General features: G+C 62.7%; 22 protein-coding genes and 2 pseudogenes. 15 read left to right on the forward strand and 9 right to left on the reverse strand.

What is annotated here, in order from left to right; genetic code table 11:
* Positions 1-1,141 precede the first annotated feature (1,141 nt).
* From HRF45_05740 to HRF45_05750, 3 genes and pseudogenes are all read right to left on the reverse strand, one after another.
* Positions 1,142-1,348 (reverse strand): annotated as a pseudogene (locus tag HRF45_05740) (prepilin-type N-terminal cleavage/methylation domain-containing protein).
* A gap of 107 nt (positions 1,349-1,455) precedes the next feature.
* A complete protein-coding gene (locus HRF45_05745; GenBank protein MEP0766030.1) occupies positions 1,456-2,430 on the reverse strand; it encodes an ABC transporter ATP-binding protein in 975 nt (324 codons plus the stop codon).
* Positions 2,423-3,385 (reverse strand): ABC transporter ATP-binding protein, encoded by a 963-nt coding sequence (locus tag HRF45_05750; GenBank protein ID MEP0766031.1) that lies wholly within the window; start codon positions 3,383-3,385, stop codon positions 2,423-2,425. Before HRF45_05750 ends, HRF45_05745 begins: the two co-directional genes overlap by 8 nt.
* A 58-nt stretch (positions 3,386-3,443) precedes the next feature.
* Here HRF45_05750 and HRF45_05755 point away from each other — a divergent pair, with 58 nt between their 5' ends.
* The 12 genes from HRF45_05755 to HRF45_05810 all read left to right on the forward strand — a co-directional run bounded on the left by HRF45_05755 (position 3,444) and on the right by HRF45_05810 (position 14,015).
* Positions 3,444-4,097, forward strand: a complete 654-nt coding sequence (locus tag HRF45_05755; GenBank protein ID MEP0766032.1) for a response regulator transcription factor — start codon at positions 3,444-3,446, stop codon at positions 4,095-4,097.
* Between the two features lie 141 nt (positions 4,098-4,238).
* Positions 4,239-4,823 carry an NADH-quinone oxidoreductase subunit B gene (locus HRF45_05760; protein MEP0766033.1) on the forward strand — a complete coding sequence of 195 codons (585 nt, stop codon included), beginning with the start codon at positions 4,239-4,241 and terminating at the stop codon, positions 4,821-4,823.
* Positions 4,820-5,326, forward strand: coding sequence for an NADH-quinone oxidoreductase subunit NuoI (gene nuoI / locus HRF45_05765; GenBank protein ID MEP0766034.1), 507 nt, complete (start codon positions 4,820-4,822; stop codon positions 5,324-5,326). Before HRF45_05760 ends, nuoI begins: the two co-directional genes overlap by 4 nt.
* 109 nt (positions 5,327-5,435) lie before the next feature.
* A complete protein-coding gene (gene rpsB, locus HRF45_05770) occupies positions 5,436-6,494 on the forward strand; it encodes a 30S ribosomal protein S2 (protein MEP0766035.1) in 1,059 nt (352 codons plus the stop codon).
* A 2-nt stretch (positions 6,495-6,496) separates the two neighbouring features.
* Positions 6,497-7,348 (forward strand): translation elongation factor Ts, encoded by an 852-nt coding sequence (gene tsf / locus HRF45_05775; protein ID MEP0766036.1) that lies wholly within the window; start codon positions 6,497-6,499, stop codon positions 7,346-7,348.
* Positions 7,349-7,354: 6 nt separating this feature from the next.
* Positions 7,355-8,098 (forward strand): UMP kinase, encoded by a 744-nt coding sequence (locus HRF45_05780; protein ID MEP0766037.1) that lies wholly within the window; start codon positions 7,355-7,357, stop codon positions 8,096-8,098.
* Positions 8,091-8,648 (forward strand): ribosome recycling factor, encoded by a 558-nt coding sequence (frr, locus tag HRF45_05785; GenBank protein MEP0766038.1) that lies wholly within the window; start codon positions 8,091-8,093, stop codon positions 8,646-8,648. The genes HRF45_05780 and frr overlap by 8 nt, the downstream gene beginning before the upstream one ends.
* Positions 8,648-9,439 (forward strand): di-trans,poly-cis-decaprenylcistransferase, encoded by a 792-nt coding sequence (gene uppS / locus HRF45_05790; GenBank protein MEP0766039.1) that lies wholly within the window; start codon positions 8,648-8,650, stop codon positions 9,437-9,439. The genes frr and uppS overlap by 1 nt, the downstream gene beginning before the upstream one ends.
* Positions 9,432-10,580: a 1-deoxy-D-xylulose-5-phosphate reductoisomerase gene (locus HRF45_05795; GenBank protein ID MEP0766040.1), complete on the forward strand. Its 1,149-nt coding sequence runs from the start codon at positions 9,432-9,434 to the stop codon at positions 10,578-10,580. Before uppS ends, HRF45_05795 begins: the two co-directional genes overlap by 8 nt.
* Positions 10,581-10,586: 6 nt before the next feature.
* The gene (locus tag HRF45_05800; GenBank protein ID MEP0766041.1) at positions 10,587-11,657 is read left to right on the forward strand and encodes a site-2 protease family protein; all 1,071 of its coding nucleotides are present in this window, start codon (positions 10,587-10,589) and stop codon (positions 11,655-11,657) included.
* A 124-nt stretch (positions 11,658-11,781) separates the two neighbouring features.
* Positions 11,782-13,089, forward strand: a complete 1,308-nt coding sequence (locus HRF45_05805) for a UDP-glucose/GDP-mannose dehydrogenase family protein (protein ID MEP0766042.1) — start codon at positions 11,782-11,784, stop codon at positions 13,087-13,089.
* A 20-nt stretch (positions 13,090-13,109) separates the two neighbouring features.
* Entirely contained in the window at positions 13,110-14,015 is a 906-nt protein-coding gene (locus HRF45_05810) for a tetratricopeptide repeat protein (protein MEP0766043.1), read from the forward strand.
* 68 nt (positions 14,016-14,083) lie between these two features.
* Here the strand turns inward: HRF45_05810 and HRF45_05815 are convergent, their stop codons facing one another.
* The 4 genes from HRF45_05815 to HRF45_05830 all read right to left on the reverse strand — a co-directional run bounded on the left by HRF45_05815 (position 14,084) and on the right by HRF45_05830 (position 17,157).
* Entirely contained in the window at positions 14,084-14,941 is an 858-nt protein-coding gene (locus HRF45_05815) for a hypothetical protein (GenBank protein MEP0766044.1), read from the reverse strand.
* Positions 14,938-15,597 carry an HD domain-containing protein gene (locus HRF45_05820; GenBank protein ID MEP0766045.1) on the reverse strand — a complete coding sequence of 220 codons (660 nt, stop codon included), beginning with the start codon at positions 15,595-15,597 and terminating at the stop codon, positions 14,938-14,940. Before HRF45_05820 ends, HRF45_05815 begins: the two co-directional genes overlap by 4 nt.
* 61 nt (positions 15,598-15,658) lie before the next feature.
* Positions 15,659-16,771 (reverse strand): tRNA guanosine(34) transglycosylase Tgt, encoded by a 1,113-nt coding sequence (gene tgt, locus HRF45_05825; protein MEP0766046.1) that lies wholly within the window; start codon positions 16,769-16,771, stop codon positions 15,659-15,661.
* A 5-nt stretch (positions 16,772-16,776) separates the two neighbouring features.
* On the reverse strand, positions 16,777-17,157 hold the full coding sequence (locus HRF45_05830; protein MEP0766047.1) for a hypothetical protein: 381 nt from the start codon (positions 17,155-17,157) through the stop codon (positions 16,777-16,779).
* 128 nt (positions 17,158-17,285) lie between these two features.
* Here HRF45_05830 and HRF45_05835 point away from each other — a divergent pair, with 128 nt between their 5' ends.
* Entirely contained in the window at positions 17,286-19,157 is a 1,872-nt protein-coding gene (locus HRF45_05835) for a GAF domain-containing protein (GenBank protein MEP0766048.1), read from the forward strand.
* A 474-nt stretch (positions 19,158-19,631) separates the two neighbouring features.
* Positions 19,632-20,411: a hypothetical protein gene (locus HRF45_05840; protein MEP0766049.1), complete on the forward strand. Its 780-nt coding sequence runs from the start codon at positions 19,632-19,634 to the stop codon at positions 20,409-20,411.
* A gap of 75 nt (positions 20,412-20,486) precedes the next feature.
* On the opposite strand, the gene HRF45_05845 is transcribed toward HRF45_05840, so the two are convergent.
* Complete coding sequence (locus tag HRF45_05845; protein ID MEP0766050.1) at positions 20,487-20,669, reverse strand: hypothetical protein; 183 nt, start codon at positions 20,667-20,669, stop codon at positions 20,487-20,489.
* A 531-nt stretch (positions 20,670-21,200) separates the two neighbouring features.
* Positions 21,201-21,931 (reverse strand): annotated as a pseudogene (locus HRF45_05850) (site-specific DNA-methyltransferase).
* 255 nt (positions 21,932-22,186) lie between these two features.
* Between HRF45_05850 and HRF45_05855 the strand changes: the two are divergent.
* Entirely contained in the window at positions 22,187-22,486 is a 300-nt protein-coding gene (locus HRF45_05855) for a hypothetical protein (GenBank protein MEP0766051.1), read from the forward strand.
* Positions 22,487-22,798: the final 312 nt, after the last annotated feature.

Genomic DNA, 22,798 nt, shown 5'->3' on the forward strand with positions numbered 1-22,798 from the left:
CGGCGGACGCGGGCCGGGGCATGGGTTTCGGAGCCCCGGCGCGGTCCTTGGGTTCGCGGTGTGCGGGCGGTGGTTGCATAGCGGCGGACGCGGGCCGGGGCATGGGGTTCGGAGCCCCGGCGCGGTCCCTGGGTTCGCGGTGTGCGGGCGGTGGTTGCATAGCGGCGGACGCGGGCCGGGGCATGGGGTTCGGAGCCCCGGCGCGGTCCCTGGGTTCGCGGGGTACGGGCGGTGGTTGCATAGCGGCGGACGCGGGCCGGGGCATGGAGATACCACTCGCAATAGCGAGAGACGGGACTCGGGCGACAAAAACGATTGGGCGGCGCTGAACGCGCCGCCCAGGTAGGCGAAACCGACGAGAAGAAGCGACCTACTCCAGAGTGTCCCAGAGGAAGCGGTCGTAGTCGATTACGTTGTCGTAGTTCGCATTCATGCCGTCCACGAGCGCCCCACTACGCAGATTCTTCACGTGGCCGTCGAGGAATGCAACCGTAAAGCCCTCACCGAACGGGTGGAACGGGAACGCCTTGCCGAAGGCCGTAGCTGCAGTGGCACACGCCGCGTTGTTCAGGTCGCCCCTGGCGATCGAATAGCAGCCCCAACCGAGCTGGCTGTTGAGGAACGGCGGGGTCATGCCGGCGGGCTTTCGGATCGTGGTGGGAGCGAACGGCGAGTCCACGATGAAGCAGCCGCCACCAGTCGGAGAACCGTCACTGGTTCGACCGTAGATGCTGTCTATGAACAGAACCGTCATTGCTGGAGCTGCGACGCCCGACTGCGTGGCGATGTGGTCCTGTCGGGCAGTGCCGGTACCGGTTACGTACGCGAGCCAGTTGTAGTTATAGCCAAGGTTGGTGTGGAAGCCCTCGCAGATGCGCTTAATGCGCTGAGCGGTATTCGCCGGGACGTCGCTGATGTTTCGCGGGTTCTTAGCGTGATTATCCTCGGGGTCCGCGGGGCAGATCAGAATCTCATAGCTTTTCATGTACCCCTGCATGAGGCTCGGCCAAGCCAAGTCCTCATTGCCCGCAGGAATGGTCAATCCCCATTGGACGTTGTCCAGGCCACGGCGGTTTGTGGGGACGAGGTAGTCGTCGTTGTCGTTCGCGTACATGATCATGGACTTGATGCCCTGGTTGTGGTTCGACTGGCAGCCGGATTGGCGCGCCTTCTCCCGGGCTTGCGCGAAGACGGGGAAGAGGATGGCGGCCAGAATCGCGATGATCGCGATGACCACCAGCAACTCGATGAGGGTGAACCCTCGCTTCACGTTTCTCACCTCTGAATACTTCTGTGGATTGGTGTTGCCCCCGCTGAGCGGGAACGATCGTTGCGCTGTCTCTATCATAGGGACGGAAGAAAACCGCGAATCGTTCGAATGGCCGGACGCTTACGACTCGTCGCAGTCCAATCTAATCGCCTACTATACCCACCCAAGAGCACGGTTTCGTCAAATCAAGCCCGACTCCAACCAGACTCGGCAGCAATCTCCGCGGCGAAGTGGCATCGGACGCGGACTGTACCGTACTCCTGTGGCTCCGGGTCCGACTCGGCGCAGAGATCTCTGGCATATCGGCATCGGGTGCGGAAGGCGCAGCCGCTCGGAAGCCGACTCGGGTCCGGCACCTCGCCCTCCAGCACCGGCGGCAAGCTCCCAAACTCGCCGACCTCCGGCATGGAGCGAACCAGCGCCTGGCTATACGGGTGCAGGGGCTGCCCGACCACCTGCTCCGCTGGACCCATCTCGACCAGTCTGCCCGCGTACATCACCGCCACTCGGTCGGCCAGGTATCGCACCGTCGCCAAGTCGTGGCTGACGAACAGGACCGCTAGGTGCAGGCGCTGCTGGAGGTCCCTGAGCAGGTTGAGCACCTGCGCGCGGATGGACACGTCCAGAGCCGACGTCGGCTCGTCTGCAATCAGCAGCTTCGGTCCCGCCGACAGCGCCCGTGCGATGGCTACGCGCTGCCGCTGCCCGCCCGACAGCTCGTGCGGACGGCGAGAAAGTAGCTCGATATCCAGTCCGACGAGATCGGCCAACTCGCGCGCTCGCGCACGCAGATCATCCCGGCCCGCTCCGCCCTGCACCGCGAGCGGCTCGGTAATCAGCGCCTGAACGCTCCATAGCGGGTCGAGCGAAGCGAACGGGTCCTGAAACACGACGCCGATGCAGCGCCTCCATGCCCGCCAATCCTTTTCTTTGCGCGGAAGCGGCAACCCATCGAATACGGCCTCGCCGCTCGAGGCAGGCACGAGGCCGACAAGGGCCATCGCTACGGTGGTCTTCCCGCAGCCCGACTCCCCCACCAAGGCCAACACTTCGCCCTGCGCGATCTCGAAGCTGACCCGGTCTGCGGCTCGGAAACTGCGTCCGTCCGCGCCGACGTACTCCACGGTCAGGTCACGGACCGAGAGAAGCGTCTCAGGCACGAACGGGCTCCTCCACCGGCGACCAGCATGCCACGGTTCCCCCGCTGAGCGGCTCTAACGTGGGCGGCTCTGCGGCACACCGCTGCAGCCGTCTCGGGCACCTCGGCTCGAACGGGCAGCCGGCGAGTTGTTCGAACGGCCCCGGTGGCTGGCCCGGAATCGGTTCGGGCCTCACGTGCTGCCGCGGGAGAGAGTTCAGCAGGCCCACGGTGTACGGGTGCCTCGGTGCACCAATCACCCTCTGCGGGGTGCCTGCTTCGACGATGCGCCCAGCATACATCACGGCCACCGAGTCGCAAAGTGCGCCGACCACTCCGAGGTCGTGCGAGATGAACACGCAAGCAAGCCCCAGCTCTCCTTGCAGGTCACGCAGGAGCGCCAGAATCTGTGCTTGCAATGTCACGTCGAGAGCGGTCGTGGGCTCGTCAGCGATCAGCAGCTTCGGTCGGCAGGCCAGCGCCATGGCGATCAGCACGCGCTGCTGCTGCCCGCCGCTGAGCTGGTGGGGATAGCGCCGATATGTGTCACTGGGAGCCGGGAGCCGAACGTGCGCAAGTTCCTGTTCCGCGAGCCGTCTCGCTTCTCTTGCCGACACGCTTCGATGCAGCCGAATCGACTCGGCTACCTGGTCTCCCACGCGCATTAGGGGGTTGAGAGAGGGCGAAGGATCTTGGAACACCATGCCGATATCACTTCCGCGAAGCCTGCGGTACTCTCGCTCCCCGATGCCCACCAACTCGCGCCCTTTGAGGCGGATGCTGCCTTGCACGCACGCTCCCGCAGGCGGCAAGCCGATAATCGCGAGGCCGGTCATTGTCTTGCCGCAGCCCGACTCGCCCACCAGGCCTAACGTCTTTCCTTGCTCCAGGGTGAACGAAACGCCGCGAACCGCCTCCACCAAGCCCCGGGAAGTTGGTATAGTTACGCGGAGGCAGGTCACCTCGAGCAGAGACATCGCGGGACAGGATACCAGAGCCGCATCACGGCCTTAGTGAACGCGGAGGACGCACAGAATGGACACAATCCGAGTGCTCGTCGCAGACGACGAGCCGAACTACCGGTCGGCGCTTCAGAAAGTTCTGAAGCTCGCGCCGGAAATCGAGTTGGTCGGCATGGCCGCAGATGGGCGGGAGGCATTCGATTTGGCTCAAGAGACCGAGCCGGATGTGCTCCTGACCGACATCAACATGCCGTACCTGAATGGTCTTCAGCTCACGAACCGACTCACACGCATCATGCCGGAGCTCCAGGTGGTCATCCTCACCGTGAGCGAGGACTCGGAAGACGTGTTCGAGGCCATCCGCTCCGGAGCCATTGGATACATTCTGAAGGACAGCACTCCGAAAGACGTGATCGAGGCCATTCGCGAGGCAATGCGGGGCGAATCGCGCATGACGCCGCGTATCGCGAAGCTGGTGATCGAAGATTTCCGAAGGCTGGTCGGGGCAGGGCGTCCCACCGAGGAAGAACACTTCTACGAGTTGAGCAAGCGTGAGCGCGAGATGTTACAGTTCCTCGCGGAAGGGAAGAAGAACAAAGAGATCGCTGACGCACTATCCCTCGCCGAGAAGACCGTGAAGAATCACGTGTCGAGCATCCTCCGTAAATTGCACGTAAATACGCGGACGGAGGCGGCGATGAAGGCAGTCCGCGAAGGCCTTGTCTAGCGCTCTGCCCTGGGCTGATAGCGCCGGGCCTACGGGGTCCCGGTCATCGCGCCGACATCTCGACAGCCAGTGGCGTAGCATTGAGGGGTCAGACCTGTCGGACTCATCCGACAGGTCCAACTCACCCACTACGGAGTGCCCATGCCGAGAAGAGTAGAGGAAATCATCCTTCACGACTCAGCAACGCCACCCATCGGGGATGTCAATCACGGGGGCGGGGTGTTGATTGGCGTGTTGGACGACCTGATCCGAGAGGCTCGCATCAATAGCCTGTGGCCGCTTACCTTCGGCCTCGCCTGCTGTGCCATCGAGATGATGTCCACCGCAGCCGCGCGGTTCGACATCTCGCGCTTCGGCATGGAGGCTTTTCGCGCGACTCCCCGACAGGCCGACGTGATGATCGTCGCGGGGCGTGTGAGCAAGAAGATGGCGCCCATCCTTAGGCAGATTTACGATCAGATGCCCGAGCCGAAATGGGTCGTCTCCATGGGGGCCTGTGCCTCTTCGGGCGGGGTTTACAACAACTACGCCATAGTGCAAGGTGTGGACCAGGTGGTTCCCGTGGACGTGTACGTTCCCGGTTGCCCGCCCAGCCCGGACGCCCTTCTGTACGGCCTTCTCAAATTGCAAGCTAAGATCAGGGCCGAGCGCCTAGGTGGGTTGATAGAGCTAAAGCCTCGAGTGAAAGAATCCGTTCAGGCAGGCGAGGAGCTGTCGAAGTCATGATACGCGACCTCGTACGGGACATCTTCCGGCCCTTGGCCACGGGCTTCGGCATCACCGGTAAGCGACTGAAACGTGAGAAGGTCACGGTGATGTATCCCGAGCAGCGACGGGAGACCTACCCCCGGACCCGCTGGCGGCATGTGCTGACGCGTTACGACAACGGGCTGGAGCGCTGCATCGGCTGCTCCCTCTGCGCGGGTGCCTGCCCGGCGAAGTGCATCTACGTGGAGGCCGCCGAGAACACCCCGGAAGCCCGCTATAGCCCCGGAGAGCGTTACGCCGTCCGGTACGAGATCAATATGCTCCGGTGCATTTTCTGCGGTTATTGCCAGGACGCCTGCCCCACAGGCGCCATTGTTCTGCGAGACGACTTCGAGCTCGCGGACTATGATCGCAAAGACTTCCTGTACACGAAAGAGATGCTTCTCGAACCGTTCGCGGTTCTGGACTTTGGGAGCGAAGAGCAGCCCCAGCCCGTGGCGCAAGCCGCCTCCAGCGGGTAAACTCGCCCCTCGAATCACACACCGTCGGCCCGCGCCCGCACGGGTCCCGGATTTCCGGGCTTGCAGGAGACCGTACCGACGGGAGGGATAACCCGAAGGAGGAAACAGAATGGCAGCTCTCTCAATGAAGGAGCTCCTCGAATCCGGCGTCCATTTCGGTCATGTGACCCGACGCTGGAACCCCAAGATGAAGCCGTACATTTACGGCGCTCGCAGTGGCATCTACATCATAGACCTTCACCAGACCATCAACCTGTTCGACGAGGCTCAAAAGTTCGTGCAGGATGTGGTCTCCCAGGGCGGGCACGTCCTTTTCGTCGGCACGAAGAAGCAAGCGCAGGCAGCGGTGCGCGAGGCGGCACAGCGCAGCAAGCAGTACTATGTTACTGAGCGATGGCTCGGCGGAATGCTCACCAACTGGAAGACGATGCTCACCCGCATCGCGCGGCTTCGAGAACTGGAGAAGATGGAAGCGGATGGCACCTTTAGCCGCTTCACCAAGAAAGAAGCCATGCAGCGCCGCGAGGAGTTGGCCCGGCTCAACCGCTATCTCGACGGCGTAAAGGACATGCCAGGGCTGCCCAAGCTTATGTTTGTCGTGGACCTGAAGAAGGAAGCCATCGCCGTCGCTGAGGCAAAGAAGCTGGGTATCCCCATTGTGGCCATCGTGGACACCAACTGCGACCCGGACGACGCTACCTATATCATTCCCGGCAACGACGACGCGATTCGAGCCATCAAGTTGGTGGCGGGCAAGATCGCCGACGCAATCATCGAGGTGCTGCCCATCTCCGAGGAAGAGCGGCTTCTGGAAGAAGAGGTCACGGCCGCTGAGGCGGAAGCGGTCGAGGGTGTCTCCGAAGAGGACCTACTCGGCAAGGAGATCCCTGTAGGTCTCGACGAGATCGAGATTGATCGGCTAGCCGCCGAAGTCGGCCTCTTGGACGAGGCTGATATCCTGTCCGACGAAGACCTGAGGGTAGGCGTAGTGGAACTGGAGCCCGAGCCAGAGGAAGAGGTTACGTCCGAAGAGTTGGAGCGCATCAAGCGGCTAACTGCCCAGGAGCTAGAGCGAGAGATGCTCAAGCAGACCGAGGGTGAGGAAGAGGACGTAGAGGAGTTCAAGAGCGGCGCCAAGCGCGAACGAAGAACGAGCAAGGAGGTCTAGGAATGGAGATTACCGCCACACAGGTGAAAGAACTGCGAGAGCAGACAGGCGCGCCGATGATGGACTGCAAGAGGGCGCTTGTCGAGAAGGGCGGCGACTTCGAGGCTGCCAAGCAGTATCTACGAGAGCGCGGCGCCGCTGTACAGGATAAGCGAGCCGAGCGCCACGCCGCCGCCGGCGTCGTAGCGGGTGCGTCCACCCCCGACCACAGGAAGGCTGTGCTCGTCGAGCTCAACTGCGAGACGGACTTCGTTGCCCGCAACGAGGAGTTCATCGCTCTTGCCTCTGCCATTGCGCAGGCGGCACTGGCGGATGGCAAGGCCGGTGCGGATACGGATGCTCTCAACGCACTCACCATCGGCGGTACGAGCGTCGCGTCGTCGGTGGACACCATTCGCGGGAAGATCGGAGAGAAGATTGGGCTCGGCAAAGTCGTTGTCAGAGAGACCACCGGCGTTCTGGATACCTATATCCACCACGATCGCACGAAGGGCGTGATGGTCGAGGTCGAAGGCAACAACTCGGATGCGGTGGTCGAGGCCGCGCATAAGATCGCCACGCACATCGCTTGGGCCGCCCCGGAGTTCATCACCAAGGAAGAGGTGGATCCAGAGCGAGTGCGGCAGGAGATCGAAATCGAGACTCACCGCGCTATCAACGAGGGCAAGCCGGAGTCCCAGGCCGAGAAGATTGCGGAGGGTCGTGTGAACAAGAACTTCTTCCAGAAAGCTTGTCTGCTGGAGCAGCACTACCTCGGCCAGCCCGAGACCATCAAGCAGATTCTCGAGGCAGCGAAGGGAGACGGTGAGGAGCCTAGGGTCACCTTCTTCACGCGCATCGCGGTAGGAGCGTGATCCCTGGTGACGCCCGGAGCCCCCTCGCACCCACGGTATAACCGCGTTCTTCTGAAGCTCAGCGGCGAGGTCTTGTCGGGCGGCAGGGGGTTCGGCATCGAGACCGCCGCGGTGGATGGGATCGCCCGACAGGTCGCGGACGGCTATGCGCTCGGCGTACAGCTCGCGCTGGTCGTTGGGGGTGGGAACATCATCCGAGGCAGCCAAGCATCCAGAGATGGTGCGGAGCGCGCAGTTGCTGACTACATGGGCATGCTCGCCACGCTGATCAACGCCCTGGCTTTACAGCAGGCGCTCGAGCGCATTGGGTTGGATACACGGCTCCAAAGCGCGATCACGGTGCAGTCGGTGGCGGAGATGTTCATCCGAAGACGCGCAATCCGGCACCTGGAGAAGGGGCGAATCGTGATCCTAGCAGCAGGCACGGGTAATCCCTACTTCAGCACGGACACCGCTTCGGTGCTCCGGGCACTCGAACTCGGGGCCGATGCGCTGCTCAAGGCCACCAAAGTGGATGGCGTATACGACAAGGATCCGATGGCGCATCCGGAGGCGAAGAAGTACGATAGCTTGACGTATGATCAAGCAATCGAACAGCAACTCGCCGTAATGGATCAGACCGCGTTCACGATGTGTCGGGAGCACTCGCTGCCGATCGTCGTGTTCGCACTCAACGAGCCGAGCGCGATCCGCAGGGCTCTTCTGGGAGAGCCCATCGGCACTACTGTAGGAGGGCAATCGAATGGTTGACGATATCATCGAAAAGGCCGAGGAAAAAATGAAGCACTCGGTCGAAGCTGCGGCCCACGACTTTCAGCGTTTGCGCACGGGTCGCGCCAACCCCGCGATGTTGGATCGCATCACCGTGGACTATTACGGGACGCCGACACCCCTGAATCAGATGGCCAACATCAGCGTTCCGGAGCCTAGACAACTGCTCGTTCAGCCCTACGACAAGCAGATGACGCCGCAGATTGAGCGGGCGATCATGAAGAGCGATCTCGGTATCAACCCAATCACCGACGCCGCAGGCATCCGCCTCAACATCCCCATGATGACCGAAGAACGACGCAAGGAGATGGTCAAGCAGCTTCATGCACGGGCCGAGGAGGGTTGCGTCGCAATCCGCAACATTCGCCGCGATGCGCATAACCACCTGAAACAGGCGGAGAAAGCGCACGAGATCACCGAAGACGACATGAAAGACGACGAGGCGACTCTACAGAAGCTGACCGATAAGTACATCGCCGAAATCCACGCCATCGCCAAGAAGAAGGAACAGGAGTTGATGGAGGTCTAATGGGCGCAGCCTCCTCGCTGGGCCTGCTCCCACCGACCGATACGCTGATCCGCACACGGGCTCTGGCGGCCGGTGTGGACCTGGAGCGTCTTCCGCGCCACATCGCTATTGTCATGGACGGCAACGGAAGGTGGGCGCAACAGCGGGGGCTACCGCGTCTCATCGGCCATCGAGAAGGCTACAAGAACCTCCGTCGGGTGCTACTCGACGCAGCGGACCTCGGCATTCCAGTTATGACCGTGTATGCCTTCTCCACCGAAAACTGGAAACGTCCCGCAGACGAGGTCAACGGACTGTTCCATCTTATCGAGCGGGCGGCGCGTGACGAGCTGAGGACCCTCCACCAGAGCAACGTACGGGTGTTGGTGAGCGGACGCCTGCACGAAGTACCCGCGTCGCTACGCGATGCGCTTCTCGCTGGAGTCGATCTGACCCGCGACAACAACCGTATCGTCTTCAATCTCGCCATCAACTACGGAGGTAGGGCAGAGGTCGTAGACGCGGTCCGAGCCATCGCACAGGATGCGGCCGAGCGGCGCATAGCCCCTTCCGACATCACGGAGGACCTGATCTCGGCACATCTGTATCACCCCGAGCTGCCGGACCCCGATCTGGTGATCCGCACTGCCGGGGAGCAACGGATCAGCAACTTCCTGCTGTGGCAGTCCGCTTACGCCGAGTACCACGTTTGCCCGGAACCGTGGCCGGCATTCGATGAGAAGTGCCTTTTCAGGGCGGTGAAGGACTACGAGGAGAGGGTCCGCAAGTTCGGGAGCGTCGTGGGTGCCTAGACGGGTCCTGATCCTCGGCTCCACCGGCTCGATTGGCACCCAAGTGCTCGATGTCTGCGCCCGTCTCGGCGACCGAGTGCGCGTGGTAGGGCTCGCCGCACACTCCAACGCCGAGGCCCTGGCATGCCAGGCTGCCGAATGGAAGCCCGACTGGCTGGGCCTTGTCGAGGGTGCTGTCGTGCAGGAAGGCTTGGGCGGCAAAGTTCTTGTCGGTCCGGACGCGCACGCACGCCTAGCACAAGAAGCCGACTACGACGTGCTGGTCGTGAGCGTCTCCGGCATGATTGGACTCGAGCCCACGATGATTGCGCTTAGGCGCGGCAAGACGGTCGCGCTGGCCAGCAAGGAGGTGCTCGTTTCAGGAGGCGAGGAGGTCACCAGAACCGCGGCGCAGTCGGGCCGTATCGTCCCTATTGACAGCGAGCACAGCGCCGTGTTTCAGTGCATGCAAGCCGTCGCGAAAGAGGACGTGGCCGAGATCATCCTGACCGCATCGGGCGGGCCATTCCGAGGGTGGTCCCGCGAGAGACTGCAGACCGTAACGGCAGAACAGGCGCTCGCCCATCCGACATGGCGCATGGGGCCCAAAATCACCGTGGACTCCGCCACGCTGATGAACAAGGGACTCGAGGTAATCGAAGCCCGCTGGCTCTTCGGTCTCCCCGCCGATCGCATCACCGTAGTCGTTCACCCTCAGAGCATCATCCACTCGATGATTCGAACTCGGGACGGCTCGGTTCTGGCCCAAATGGGCCTGCCCGACATGCGACTGCCCATCCAAGTGGCCTTGCTGGACCTAGAGCGGGTGAACACCGGCCTGCCGGTTTTCGACCCGCTACAGTGCACTCCGCTCACCTTCGAACCTGTGGACCGCTCTGCCTTCCCGTGTCTTGACCTGGCCTACGAGGCGGCCCGCCTCGGGGGCACCATGCCCGCCGTGATGAACGGAGCTAATGAGGCTGCCGTACCGATGTTCCTGGAAGGGAGGATCGGTTTCACGGAGATCGCCGAAGTCGTAAGGAGAGTCATGGATGAACACTGTCCCGTGGAAGCGCGTCTCGATGCGGTCCTCGAAGCCGACGCATGGGCTCGCGAGACCGCGCGGAAAGCATCGTGCGCTTCGACAAGGGGAGCTCCGTAGCATCCCATGACACCCATTCTCAGCTTTGTCTTCATCATCTTCCTCATCGTGGTCGTGCACGAGCTCGGTCACCTGCTTGCCGCAAAATGGGCACGGATGAGAGCCGACCGCTTCCAGGTAGGATTCGGTCCCCCCATCATCCGAATCGGGCGCTGGAACGAGACGGAGTTCAGCATCGGCCCATTCCCGCTCGGTGGCTTCGTCGCTATCCACGGCATGGAGCCGAAAGAGTACGCACCCGAAGAGCGCGCCTTCGTGGACCAGCCGCTCTCCAAGCGCATGATCACCATCGCAGCAGGGCCGTTCATGAGCATCGTGCTCGCGCTGGTGCTCTTCATGGTCGTCGGAACCGTGTTCGGCCTCGGCGAGTTCGTGAAGCCGCCGCGCATCGGCGAGGTCGTCGAGGGCAAGGTCGCCGATCTGGCCGGAATCCGCGAGGGGGACCGAATCCTCCGCGCCGGGGTCGTGCCCGTCACGGAGTGGCCCGAGGTGTCTGGAGTCATCCACAACAACGCCGGCCTTCCGGTGTATCTGATCTTGGAGCGGGCAGGGAAGACATTCTCGCTGGTGGTTTTCCCGGAGAGCGACCTCGTCCCCGAGCTGACCGATCCCCTAAGACCGACGAAGCGCTCGGTCGGCCGCATCTTCTGCACCCCACAGCTCACGCGCACCAGGGTCGGGCTGGTCGATTCGGTCAAGATCGCCGTTCAGCACTCCTACATGAACGTCCAGCTCCTGTTCGGGACGCTGTTCAGCAGTCGAGTGATGCAGGACGTGGGTGGGCCGTTAGCCATTGCGGGTTTGTCGGGGAAGGCCGCCAAGCGTGGGTTCGCGGACCTGCTCGAGCTGGCCGGGCAGCTTAGCTTGACCATAGGTATCATCAACCTTTTCCCAATCCCGGTGCTGGATGGCGGACACCTGATGCTGTACACCATCGAGTGGCTCCGCCGGGGCAAGAAGCTGTCGCCAAAGATGCAACTTAGTCTCCAGTACGCCGGCCTGCTGATACTGCTCGTGCTCTTCGTTCTCGTGACGACGCTGGATATCGGACGGATGATCCGAGGGGAGACGCCCTAGCCGCCCGGGACTTTCATAGGTTCCCACCACACGCTTGCCGAACAAGACAGAGCGGGATCCTCCGTGCCGGGCACCAGGTTCGGCTAATCATCGGCCTCAGAAACGCCGAAAACTAGAGTGGGTTATGAACATTTGTGTTGTCGGTACGGGATACGTTGGGTTGGTTACCGGAGTTGTGTTCGCGGACCTCGGGAACGACGTCGTATGCGTGGACAAAGACCCGAACAAGATCGCCATGCTAAAGGATGGCAAATCGCCGATCTACGAGCCCGGAGTCGAGGAGCTAATCGCCCGAGGCCTGGCGGAGGGCCGCCTATCGTTCACCACCGACCTTGCCGACGCATGCCGATGGGCCGAGGTGGTGTTCATCGCGGTCGGGACGCCATCTGGCGAGGACGGCCAGCCAGACCTGAGCCAGGTCGAAGCGGTCGCCCGGTCCATCGCACACAACATGAACGGCTACAAAGTGATCGTAAACAAGAGCACCGTGCCGGTGGGCACCGGCGACTGGGTGCGCGAGATATTGCTGGAGGAAGGTGCCCCCGAGGGCTCGTTCGATGTCGTTTCGAACCCGGAGTTCCTTCGCGAGGGCTCGGCGGTCCACGATACGCTCTACCCAGACCGCATCGTGATCGGCTCATCCAAGCGCGATGCCTCCAACAAACTGGTGGAGCTGTATGCGCCGCTCGAACGCCCAATGCTGATCACCGACCTGCATAGCGCGGAGATGATCAAGTACGCCTCGAACAGCTTTCTCGCGATGAAGATCAGCTTCATCAACGCGATTGCCAACCTCTGCGAGGCGTGTGGCGCCGACGTGGCGATGGTGAGCAAGGGGATGGGTGCGGACAGCCGCATCGGCCCGCAGTTCTTGCAGGCAGGCCTCGGGTGGGGCGGTAGCTGCTTCCCGAAAGACGTGCTCGGCCTGATCACCGTGTCCAACCGGCTCGGCTACCGCTTCGGGCTCTTGGAAGAGACCTACGAGATCAACAAGGAGCAGCCGAAACGCTTCATGGACAAGGTGCGAAAGCACCTGGGCGGTCTGCGGGGCAAGACGGTAGCGGTCCTCGGGCTGGCCTTCAAGCCCAACACGGACGACCTGCGCGATGCCAAGTCTATCGAGCTAGTTAGGATGCTGCTAGACGAGGGGGCAACGGTGCGGGCATACGATCCTGTAGCTATGGACGGTTTCCGCAACCTGTTCCCCGACCTTACCTATTGCCATAATCCTTATGAGGCAGCAGAAGGAGCGGATGCCGTGCTCATCGTCACCGAGTGGAACGAGTTCAAGCAACTCAACCTGGAGCGTCTGCGCTCGGTGACCCGCCAGCCGTATCTGTTCGACGGAAGGAACATCTACGACCCCAACCGCGCGGCCAAAACCGGCTTCCGTTACTTCGGTGTGGGGCGTACCGGACCGGCCAACTCGTAAGGGGCCGAAGGAGGAGCAACGTGTCGGTAGTCGGGAGAATGATGGGTTTCGGGCGCGACGACAACTACGACCGTGCCATTCGGCTGTATGATCAGGGTGACTACCCAGGGGCCATCGAAGCCTTCACACAGGTGCTCGCGTGTGGTAAGGACCCTGTCGTCGTACGTCTGGCAAAGTTCTACACCGCCGAGGCGTATTCGTGTCTCGGACAAGAGGCGATGAAGCGTCACGAATACCGTCACGCGGCCGACTACTATGACAAGGCACTGGCGATTCATCCCAACTACGCCGACCTGCGCTACCATGCCGCCCTCGCATGCCGTAAACTGAAGGACTATGAAGCGGCCGAAGAGCATCTGCACGAGGCGCTCACTATCAACCCGAGGTTTGCGCGCGCGGTGTACGAACAGGGGTTGCTTTCCTATGAACAAGGCAATCGCGAGATGGGGCTCAAGAGGCTACAACAGGCACTGAGCCTTAACCCCCCGTTCCGCAATGAGAAATTCGCCAGGGCCTTCGAACTGCATGAGAAGGGTCAGCATGAGCGGGCTCTCACTACGTTCGAGGCGGTGATAGAGGAAGAAAGCCCCGTTGCAGTTCACGCCCGAGTGGCAGACGCGCTCTACAAACGAGGGCTTTTCCTTCAGGCAGCAGAGGAGTACGAGAAGGCCATCCACCTAGCACCGACCTATGCCGACCTCCGTTGCCACTATGGCCTTGCACTGCACGCGCTGGGACGCACCGATGAGAGTATCGAGCAGTACAAGAAGGCGCTGGAGATCAACCCCAAGTACGTTGCAGCGCAGTTACACCTAGCGGTTACCTACCGCGACACCGATCAACCGGAGATGGCACAGGAGGCCTTCCAGCGCGTCCTCGAACTCGACCCCAACAACATCATCGCCAAGAACAACATCCACCCCTAACCATCCAGCCCTGCCGGGACACACGTAAGTTCGCCGACTCGACAATGAGGTCCAGCGGGACGCCGGGATTACCGCGGTGGCTCGACTGTCAAGCTCAAGCGGAGTGGCTCGCCGGCGCGCATGTCGCTACGCACCTCGCTCCACTGCGAGACAGCCGCCCGTGAAAGGTGGCCGTCGAACCTCGGGAAGAGCAGCATCTCTGCGACGAGCCCTCCAGAGTCTGCCGCGCGAACGCCCCGACCGACCTGGCCAACGCTGTCGTGGACGGACTGCTCCGCCACCGCAGGGCGGAAGACGACCTCCAGCTTCCACATGTCCAACATTTCACCTAGGTAGCGGATATAGGGCCCGCGAGGTGATGGGTCAACGTAACGGTAGTCGGGCAAGAATCGGATGACCCGATCCGGCGCCCCGCCGCTATTCCCCTCCAGCAACAGCAGTGGGGCGAACGAACCGACCACCCGTCCTTCGCGGACCCACTGGACTCCCGGTCCGACGGTGGTCTCGACGAACCGTGCGTCCAGCCCGGAGCCTAATCGGAAGTGCGGCTCGAAATGCGGCCTGGCCCCAGGGCGCGGCTTAGCGGTTCGCATGGGGCGCGTGGCAGCCTGCCGCGGTGCGTCTGGCTGAGAGGCCAGCAACACCGGCACTCGAATGAAGACCGCGTCCTGGGGTGCAAGCGCGTAGCACCGAAGTTCGCACGGCCCCCCGGTGGTTCTCACGCGCCAGGTCGCTGTCGTGCCTGCGACACGCGGTGGCCCGAGCACCTCCGCCCCACGGAGAGGCGCCAGAATGGGTGGCGTCGAGAACCCGGCACTGCGTGACACCGACACCTCGAACGTCTCGCCGGGCACCCGAATGGGACCGACCAGCGGAGGCAGCGTCATGCCCTGCGCTGCCACCACGGCCGCGGCGAGCCAGATCATCCTAGGGTGACCCCGTTCGCGGTCAGGCGAAACACGTAGCCCAGGGTGTCTGCCGACTGCCGGCACATCACCATGCGGTCCAAGAATATCTCGAAATACTCCATCACACTCGCCGAGTCGGTGTCGATCTCCAGCTCGAGGGATATCAGTTTCTTGTCCACCTCCACGTTCACGCGCGAGCGCTGGACGGCATGGTTCACCCGGTCGTGGATGTCGTACGTCTCGGGGATGGGATTCTGCACGCGCGAGTAGTGGACGTCCGATTTATCCGCGATGATCAACGACGCCGTGATCTCGTTGAACGGTAGCCCATCGCGCTCCTCGTGATTCGCGATTGCGCCGATGATCAGAGCCACCTCGGAGGCGTCCATGCCCATCTCGTCCAGAATGTGGAAAGCCATCCCGGCGCCGCTCACGGGGTGCATCGTCCTGCTCATCACGTTCCCGATATCGTGAAGGTAAGCGGCGATGGACGCCAGTTCGGTCCTTCGCGGATCGGCGCCCATCGTGTCCATGATGTATCGGGCGATGGAGGACACGATCCCGGCGTGACGATGCCCGTGCTCGGTGTATCCGATGGCTGCGAGCAACGTGTTCGCACCCTCGATATAGGTCCGCACCTTGGGGTTGCTCCGAACATCTCGCAGCGTGATCAGGTTTGCGCCCTGTGTTTGTGAAGTGGTCATTCCATCCCCCGTGCCTGCTAGCGAAGGAATCTTAGCCTGTTTCGCCCAAACGGTGCAGCGTCTCGTCCACATAGGCGGCGTAGTAACCGTCCAGGATGGCCCGCCTGGCGCCCGCGACCAGTTCGAAGTAGTAGTGAAGGTTGTGGTAGGTCAGCAGCCGTGCCCCCGTCGGCTCCTTCATTCTGCACAAATGTCGGAGGTAGGCCGCCGAGTAGCGCGCGCAGACCGCGCACGTGCACTGCTCGTCCAGGGGGCCGAACCGCTCCTCGAAGGACTTGTTCGTGATATCCGCCCGCCCGGCTGGGGTGTAGACCACGTTGTGCCGCCCGCCTCGCGTAGGCAACACGCAGTCGAACATATCCACGCCGCACCCGATGGCATGGAGGATGTCGGCGGGTTGGCCAACTCCCATTAGGTACCTCGGCTTGGTTTTCGGCAGCAGAGGCGCGGTCATCTGCACCACGGGTCGCTGCAACTCTGTCGGCTCGCCGACGGATACTCCCCCGATGGCCAACCCGTCGAAGTCCATCTCGGCGGTCCGCTCCGCACTCGCTCTCCTCAGGTCCTCATGCACTCCGCCCTGCACGATGCCGAACAGGGTTTGGTCCTCGGCGCGTGCTCTTAGACAGCGTTCGGCCCATCGAGCTGTTCGTTCCGTCGCCAGTGCGGCCTCGTCTCGCGTGCACGGGTAGGGCGGGCACTCGTCTAGCGCCATTCCGATGTCAACGCCCAGTCGCCGTTGCACCTCGGTCACGGACTCCGGGGTCAGCATGTGCTGATCGCCATCCAGATGCGAACGAAACAGCACGCCCTCTTCGCTCACCTTGCGGAACTCGCACAGGCTCATCACCTGATAGCCGCCGCTATCAGTGAGCAAGGCATGCCGCCAGCCCATGAAGGACCCGAGTCCGCCCGCACGCTCGATGAGCCCCACTCCCGGCCGCAGCCATAGGTGATAGGTGTTCGCCAGCACTAGGCGATACCCGAGCGTTTCGAGGTCTTCCTGCGCGAGCGTCTTCACGACGCCGAGAGTGCCTACCGGCATGAAGGCAGGGGTCGGCACGTCGCCGTGGGGAGTGTGAAGAACACCTGCTCGGGCGCCGACCGGGTCTTCGGCCTCTAGCGTGAACCGCAGTCGGCCCATGGCGATTAGCCAGCTCGGCGTCGGCGGACCGGGGCGACAGCCTCGTCCGCTTCGCCCTCTCCGTACTTCAGCATCAGCTTCACAAAGTCACCGGGGTTGAACAGCTTGATGCTCACGTCGGGATACATCTGCTCGGTGAGGGCGATGCGGCGGAGCTTGCGGGTCGCGAGGTTCTTGCGGCGAGTGGTCAGTTCGATGTAGTAGCCGAAATCGGGGAGGTAGAAGTCAGGGGTGAAGGACTCTTTCACTTCGCCGTGTTCGTCCCACTCGAGGACGAACACGTGCGGTTCGTAATCCCATCGCACGCGGTAATAGTCCAGCAGTCGCGCGAACTCTTCCTCGCTGCGATGGGCGAAGCATATCTTGTTGCGCTTTCCTTCGCCCAAACGGACTAGCCTTTTCTCAGGTTTGCATTACTATACCATGGAAGCTTCGCGCTGTCAACAATGCAGGCAAATTTGTCTACATCCCCCGCCCCACGCCGGGGACTTCGAGGTGCCGACAATATCACCGGGTGGAAATCCGCGCTTCCCTACGCATCGTTCTGTATAGCGCCGCCGTCGCATGGGCCGTGGCAAATGGCCTGGATTGGCTATCGGCAGCGCGCGTCTCGGCTCTGATGGCAGCGGCCTTCGGCGCGTCGCTCGTGTTCGCACGCCGGGCGGGTGATCTGGGCTTCCTGGTCGGTGCGTGGCTGGAAGCAGTCTCGGTCGCCTTCCTCTTGTGGCTGGCACCGAGCCGGCCAGAGCTGCTGTGGGTTGTCCTTGTCCCGATGTCCGTCGCGAACCATGTTTCGTGCCGCGCGGCCTCCGTCATGGCTTTGGCGTGTGGTGGGTGCCTCGTCGCATCGGGAATCCAGGCGGGCGTATTGAGCGCAACGCACGCACCGGCTCTCGCTGCGGCCGTTGCTGGTCTCGTATCGGTGCCCTTGTTGTTCCGCAACCACGAGGTGAGGGTGCCGGAAGAACCGATCGAGCGGCAACCCGACCCCGGTCTGCTTGCCGAACTGGAAGCAACGCGAGAGTCGGAGCGCGAGGCCCGACGAGCCTACCGAGAAGTGGTCGGCCTGCACAAGCAGCTTCGCGCTGTCCACGACCAGATGGCATGCTCTTATCGGCTGATGATTGCTGCAACGGATCGGGATTCACCCGGCGAGAGAGTCCTCGATGAGGCCATAGCGATAGCAGGTGCGGGCGCTGGCACGCTGTGGCTCGTGGAGGGTGATGGGGCCCGCCTAGCGGTGCGGTCCTGCAGCGGTCCTCATGCGTTGCGCACTGACCGGATCAGCGTGGACTCGGCCGAGGACCTCGCTCGAACCGTTCGAGAGAAGGGCGCGGCATTCGCATCGTCGCTCTTCTCCGGTCCGACGGCCGGCACAGAGGAGATCGTCATTCGAGATGGCGACCGGCTGCTCGGCTTGCTGACGCTCCGGCCGCATCGCAAGCCCTTGGACCCTACCGCAATCGCGCAGTTGTCGCAATGCCTTCCCGAGGCGGTTCGCATCGTCCTGAGTCGAGAGAGAGACAAGAACAAGCTCGCCTTCGCCGAGGCGCGCGTGCAGGCGACGGACCTCATCGCCTGCTCCGACCCTCCAAGCGGCGTGGCCGCGCGTGCCATCGAGCTAATGCGTCGCTTCTTGGACGCCGAGCACTGGTCGGTGTGGATGCTTCGTGGCAGCAAGCTGGAGATGCTCGCGGAGCGCGGGCGGTCCTTGGATCTGCCTTCGCTGATGGACTTCGGTGCGGGCGGCGTCATAGGCTGGATCGCTTCCGACCATATCCTTTTCTCTGGCGACGCAACGGCCGACGGAACGCTTCGGGGCGAGCAGGCGATTCGTGCCAGGGTGCGATCTGTTCTCGCGATACCCCTCGAGTCGGGAGGGAAGGCCGTGGGTGCGGTATTCGCGGCGCACTCGCTTCCCGACCGGTTTCCGGCGACGGAGCGTGCGCCTGTTTTGCTCCTGGCCACACCTCTGGCGCGCGCCGTGGAACTGTCGGAGATTCGGTCGAGACCTCTTGCGTTGGTACGCCTCGATCCGAGCACAGGCATGCTAGCGTATGGCGAACTCATGGACCGGCTTTCCGAGGACCTAGCGCAGAGCCATCGCCCCGCGCTCATCCGGTTCGCTCTCGGTGCCGTCGTGGACGCAGAGCGGCGCGAGGCACTGGGGAGAGCGATTGCAGAAGCGCTCGGCCGAAGGGGCTTTGCTGCCCCCGTAGGGGAAAGGGAGTTCGTCGTCTGCCTTCCGAATGCGAGCCGCCCCCAAGCCGAAGCGATTGCACGTCTCATCGTGGGGCGCTTCGCCGACATGCGGATCGAGACTCGAGTGGCGATCGCAGGCGAAGACGGCCTTACGAGACACGGTCTCATCGAAGCCTTGGGTTGAGGCTGAGGACAGCCCAGCGAATATCACGGATTGTGCCTGAACGGGAACTCTTTCGGTACATCCTGTGCCTTTGACTAGTTGACATGCCACAGGACCCGTTTGATAATTGATGCCGAGAGCAAAAGAATCTGTCGGACTCGGCGCGTGTCCCGCGTCCGTGTGTTTGAGTTGCCGTCTTTGGCGCTGTAGAGGAAGGGAAGAGAGCATTCGTGAGAAGGGAGCCCGCATCGGTTTTCGACCCCCGATCGGCCGAGGTGCCGGTCGTGGGGTGTTTGCTCCTGTGTCGGTACCTCGTGCCCATCCCACTGCGTCCAGGTCATACGGCTGCCTAGCCCACTGACGCCCGACGGGTGATACGAGCGATTTTGCGGCAACGTTCATCCCGCGACGCGGGGTGGCTGAGAGTGGCGACGATTGGCGGGTAGGGTCGCCCGTCCGCTACGCAAAGAGCCGACGGTCTTAGGTGATTTGCCAATGGCTGGACTGCATGACAACGGGCCTCGGGCCGAGGTCTCGTTGACGGGAGAGGAATACTGCACCGCGGTGCCGCTTGCGGCAGTAGCCAACGCCTTAGGTCTCCAGGATCAGGAAGGCGAGCGGGCTGCTGTTGCGCACTACCGCCAGGCCGCCGAAATCCTGCGGCTATGTGGGCGCTGGACGGAAGCCGTCGAGGCCGCGCGCAAGGCGATCGCGCTGGACCCGCACGACCCGGGCGGCCGCAATCTTCTCGTGGATATTCTCCTCGAGCGAGGCGAGTACGAGGACGTGATCCGTGAGTCCTCGTCCTGGCTCCTACTTCAACCCTACAACTCCGCTGCGCTGGAAGCGTTGGCCAAAGCCTATTGGTACTGCGGCGACCTGGTCGCTGCGCAGCGCGTGATGAACCGTCTGCTAGAACTCAACCCATACGAACCTGCGTACCGCTATCAGCGAGGCGTGCTCCACCAGTATCAAGGGGCGTGGGGTAGGGCGATGGAAGACTTCTTGGCTGTGCTCGAGGCCGCCCCCGGGCCGGAGCTTCGCGTTCACGCAGAGGCTGCCGCTGCCAGCCTCGAAAGGTGGCAACTGCGGCTCATCGCAATGCTGATCGTCGAGGATCCGCTGTTCCGGATCCAGTTCGATCAGGATCCGGAAGGTGCGGTGAACCGGCGCGGTTTTCGCTTGACCGAGGCGGGAACCGCGCTTCTGCGGTGCCTGCCTCACGACTCCGGCATCGAGGGCGTCGGCGAGCACACCGGTTTCCTTCGTCAATGAGTGCGTGTGCACTCCTCTGGTAGGGAGCGGCCTTGGGCTGAGGCTGCTCCCTTTCTTTCCCTTGTCAGCGATATACTATGGAGCAGCGCTCCTGGCACGGCGCGCGCAAAGAATCAACGGAATCAGCAGCGCCCAGAGCGCGCTCGGCTCCGGCACCGGGCGGGAGAGCCATAGGTCATAGCCGGACTGCGTCTTCGTCAGCCACAGCACGTCACTGTGCGAGTTCGCCACGATCGACTCCCATGCGTACAGCGTCATCGGGTCCACGCTGGCTTCCCTCGTTAGGTTGTGGCTCCCGATGAACAGACCGTGATCTCGTGTACCACCGCCGATCCATACCGGAACCTCCCCAGCGAAGCCTACCGGACCCGCCCACCGCTCATCACCGAGCAGATCGTGCGTGAGGTTCGCCCTGTCCAGGAAGATGTCGGAGTTGCCGGTACCGAGCTAATCCGAATTCCCGACCCTCAGCACGCGGCCCGAGCGTGAGACCATGCCCGGACGGGAGTGACTCGTTCTGCGCGTGGGCCCAAGGAGCTCCGACAGGTTCTCTCAGTTCCGATACACATCCCACACCTCGCCCGTGTTTCCCAGAGTGTCTCGCTTGGAGTACGTCACATAGTAGCGCCGAACCCCAATCTTGTCAACACAATTCGCAGCTCGACACCCCGTGCACACGTCCAGTGCCCGAGTACACAAAGTGCCCCCAGCTCCCACGCTCGAAGCTGAGCAAGCCCTGCTAAGCGGGGGACATACGGGTGCAGACGAAACCTCTATGATACGCCTAGGTCACAGATCGGGGGCGTCCGTCGCACTGCACCCGACCCACTCCACATCCTCACCCAGTCGCCCGCGCATGACCCGGATGGCCCCCGGGTTGTTGTCTATAAGGATGAACCGCCTGCCGAGTGCCGCCGCCGCAACCCCGGTCGTCCCGCTGCCAGCGAAGAAGTCCAGCACCACGTCGCCGGGGCGCGAGGACACCGAGACGATGCGCCGTAGGATGCCGAGTGGCTTCTGGGTGGGATAGCCCGTGCGCTCCGGGCCCGAGGTGGGCACTATGGTGTGCCACCAGGTGTCGGTGGGTAGCTTGCCCAGCGCAGCCTTCCGAGCACCCACCAGGCCGGGTGCCATGTACGGGATGCGGTCGGCGGCGTCCGGATCGAAGTGGTAGAGTGCGGGGTCCTTTACATCGTATCGTGCTTGGTCGGCCAACACCGCTTCGAGCGTCCGCCGTAATCGTATGCCCAGATGATCTCGTTCACGAAGCACTCGCGCCCGAAGATGCCGTCGAGCAGCACTTTGCAGTAGTGCACCTCTCGGTAGTCGAGATGCACGTACAGGCTGTCGGTAGGCTTGAGCAGGCGGTGTGCCTCGACGAAACGCGGCTCCAGAAGACCGAGATAGTCATCGTGGTGGTCGGAGAAGCTGATGGTGCTGACCGGTTCCGTTCGGTAGCGAGTGCCTCCGAAGCCCGCCCGCTCGCCCTGCTCCGAGCGCTGAGCCCGGAGTCTCTGCATCCGACGAACCGAGCCTGTGTTGAAGGGCGGGTCCACGTAGATCAGGTCCACGCTCTCGGGTGGAGGGATTCGGAGGAAGGGTAGGGTGTCACCGAGGTAGACGACGTTACGCACTTCTCCCGGAGCATACGACCGAGGGACCTGCTAAGACTTATGGCTCACCAGGGAACCGCACCGCAACGCGACACGTCTCTTACTCGTCTCTGTTTTGTCGTTGGCAGTGTTCCACGTTGATAACAAAATACAGGAGGTTAAATGCAGAAACGCTCGTTGAACGGGCAACAGGGGCTCATCTATCCCGCTCCTTACTCGCAGGTATCGAAGCGCCGCAAGAAGCGGGGCAGCACATGGGATCTAGACAGCTTGTCGGAACTACTCGTCGACTCCAGCGAGGTTCAGGCCAAGGTTCGCATCGTTCGCAACGGGTGGGTGGTAACGGACACGGAAGGCAGCCAGTTCTACTACACCGACCCGACCGACGCGCTCCACGCCATCGCCGTTCATCTCGAGATGCCCCCCGTGAACCCTCTGGCCGTTCTCGCGGCCACCGACTAGAGCGTTCGGACACAGTCTCTGGGGCCGCGGAGCCACACCGCGGCCCCTTTCGCGTTTTCCCTGAACCTCCGTTCCCCGCCGGCCACCAGCCATCTTTCCACCCGCTATCGGGTGGAAAGCGGGGCGATGCGGACACCAGGCCCGGTTTGCCTCCATCCGAGGGCGAGGGTGGGTCGGTGACAACGAGCGCTGCGGCCGCCCGTCATGCTGAGCCTGTCGAAGCATGCCTTCGTGAGCCGCATGGCAGTAGTATCGTGAGTGAGGTTCGCGGCCAGTGCAGGCATGCTTCGACAGGCTCAGCATGACGGATAC

The organism is Fimbriimonadia bacterium (assembly GCA_039961735.1).
GTDB lineage: Bacteria > Armatimonadota > Fimbriimonadia > Fimbriimonadales > JABRVX01 > JABRVX01.

Bases quoted from the DNA above. Each gene is read 5' to 3' on its own strand.
- HRF45_05845 (MEP0766050.1), bottom strand. From the start codon at position 20,669: ATGACGCTGTACGCATGGGAGTCGATCGTGGCGAACTCGCACAGTGAC.
- HRF45_05840 (MEP0766049.1), top strand. From the start codon at position 19,632: ATGGCTGGACTGCATGACAACGGGCCTCGGGCCGAGGTCTCGTTGACG.
- uppS (MEP0766039.1), top strand. From the start codon at position 8,648: ATGGGCGCAGCCTCCTCGCTGGGCCTGCTCCCACCGACCGATACGCTG.
- rpsB (MEP0766035.1), top strand. From the start codon at position 5,436: ATGGCAGCTCTCTCAATGAAGGAGCTCCTCGAATCCGGCGTCCATTTC.
- HRF45_05815 (MEP0766044.1), bottom strand. From the start codon at position 14,941: ATGATCTGGCTCGCCGCGGCCGTGGTGGCAGCGCAGGGCATGACGCTG.
- tsf (MEP0766036.1), top strand. From the start codon at position 6,497: ATGGAGATTACCGCCACACAGGTGAAAGAACTGCGAGAGCAGACAGGC.
- frr (MEP0766038.1), top strand. From the start codon at position 8,091: ATGGTTGACGATATCATCGAAAAGGCCGAGGAAAAAATGAAGCACTCG.
- tgt (MEP0766046.1), bottom strand. From the start codon at position 16,771: ATGGGCCGACTGCGGTTCACGCTAGAGGCCGAAGACCCGGTCGGCGCC.
- HRF45_05805 (MEP0766042.1), top strand. From the start codon at position 11,782: ATGAACATTTGTGTTGTCGGTACGGGATACGTTGGGTTGGTTACCGGA.
- HRF45_05855 (MEP0766051.1), top strand. From the start codon at position 22,187: ATGCAGAAACGCTCGTTGAACGGGCAACAGGGGCTCATCTATCCCGCT.
- HRF45_05755 (MEP0766032.1), top strand. From the start codon at position 3,444: ATGGACACAATCCGAGTGCTCGTCGCAGACGACGAGCCGAACTACCGG.
- HRF45_05760 (MEP0766033.1), top strand. From the start codon at position 4,239: ATGCCGAGAAGAGTAGAGGAAATCATCCTTCACGACTCAGCAACGCCA.
- HRF45_05750 (MEP0766031.1), bottom strand. From the start codon at position 3,385: ATGTCTCTGCTCGAGGTGACCTGCCTCCGCGTAACTATACCAACTTCC.
- HRF45_05800 (MEP0766041.1), top strand. From the start codon at position 10,587: ATGACACCCATTCTCAGCTTTGTCTTCATCATCTTCCTCATCGTGGTC.
- nuoI (MEP0766034.1), top strand. From the start codon at position 4,820: ATGATACGCGACCTCGTACGGGACATCTTCCGGCCCTTGGCCACGGGC.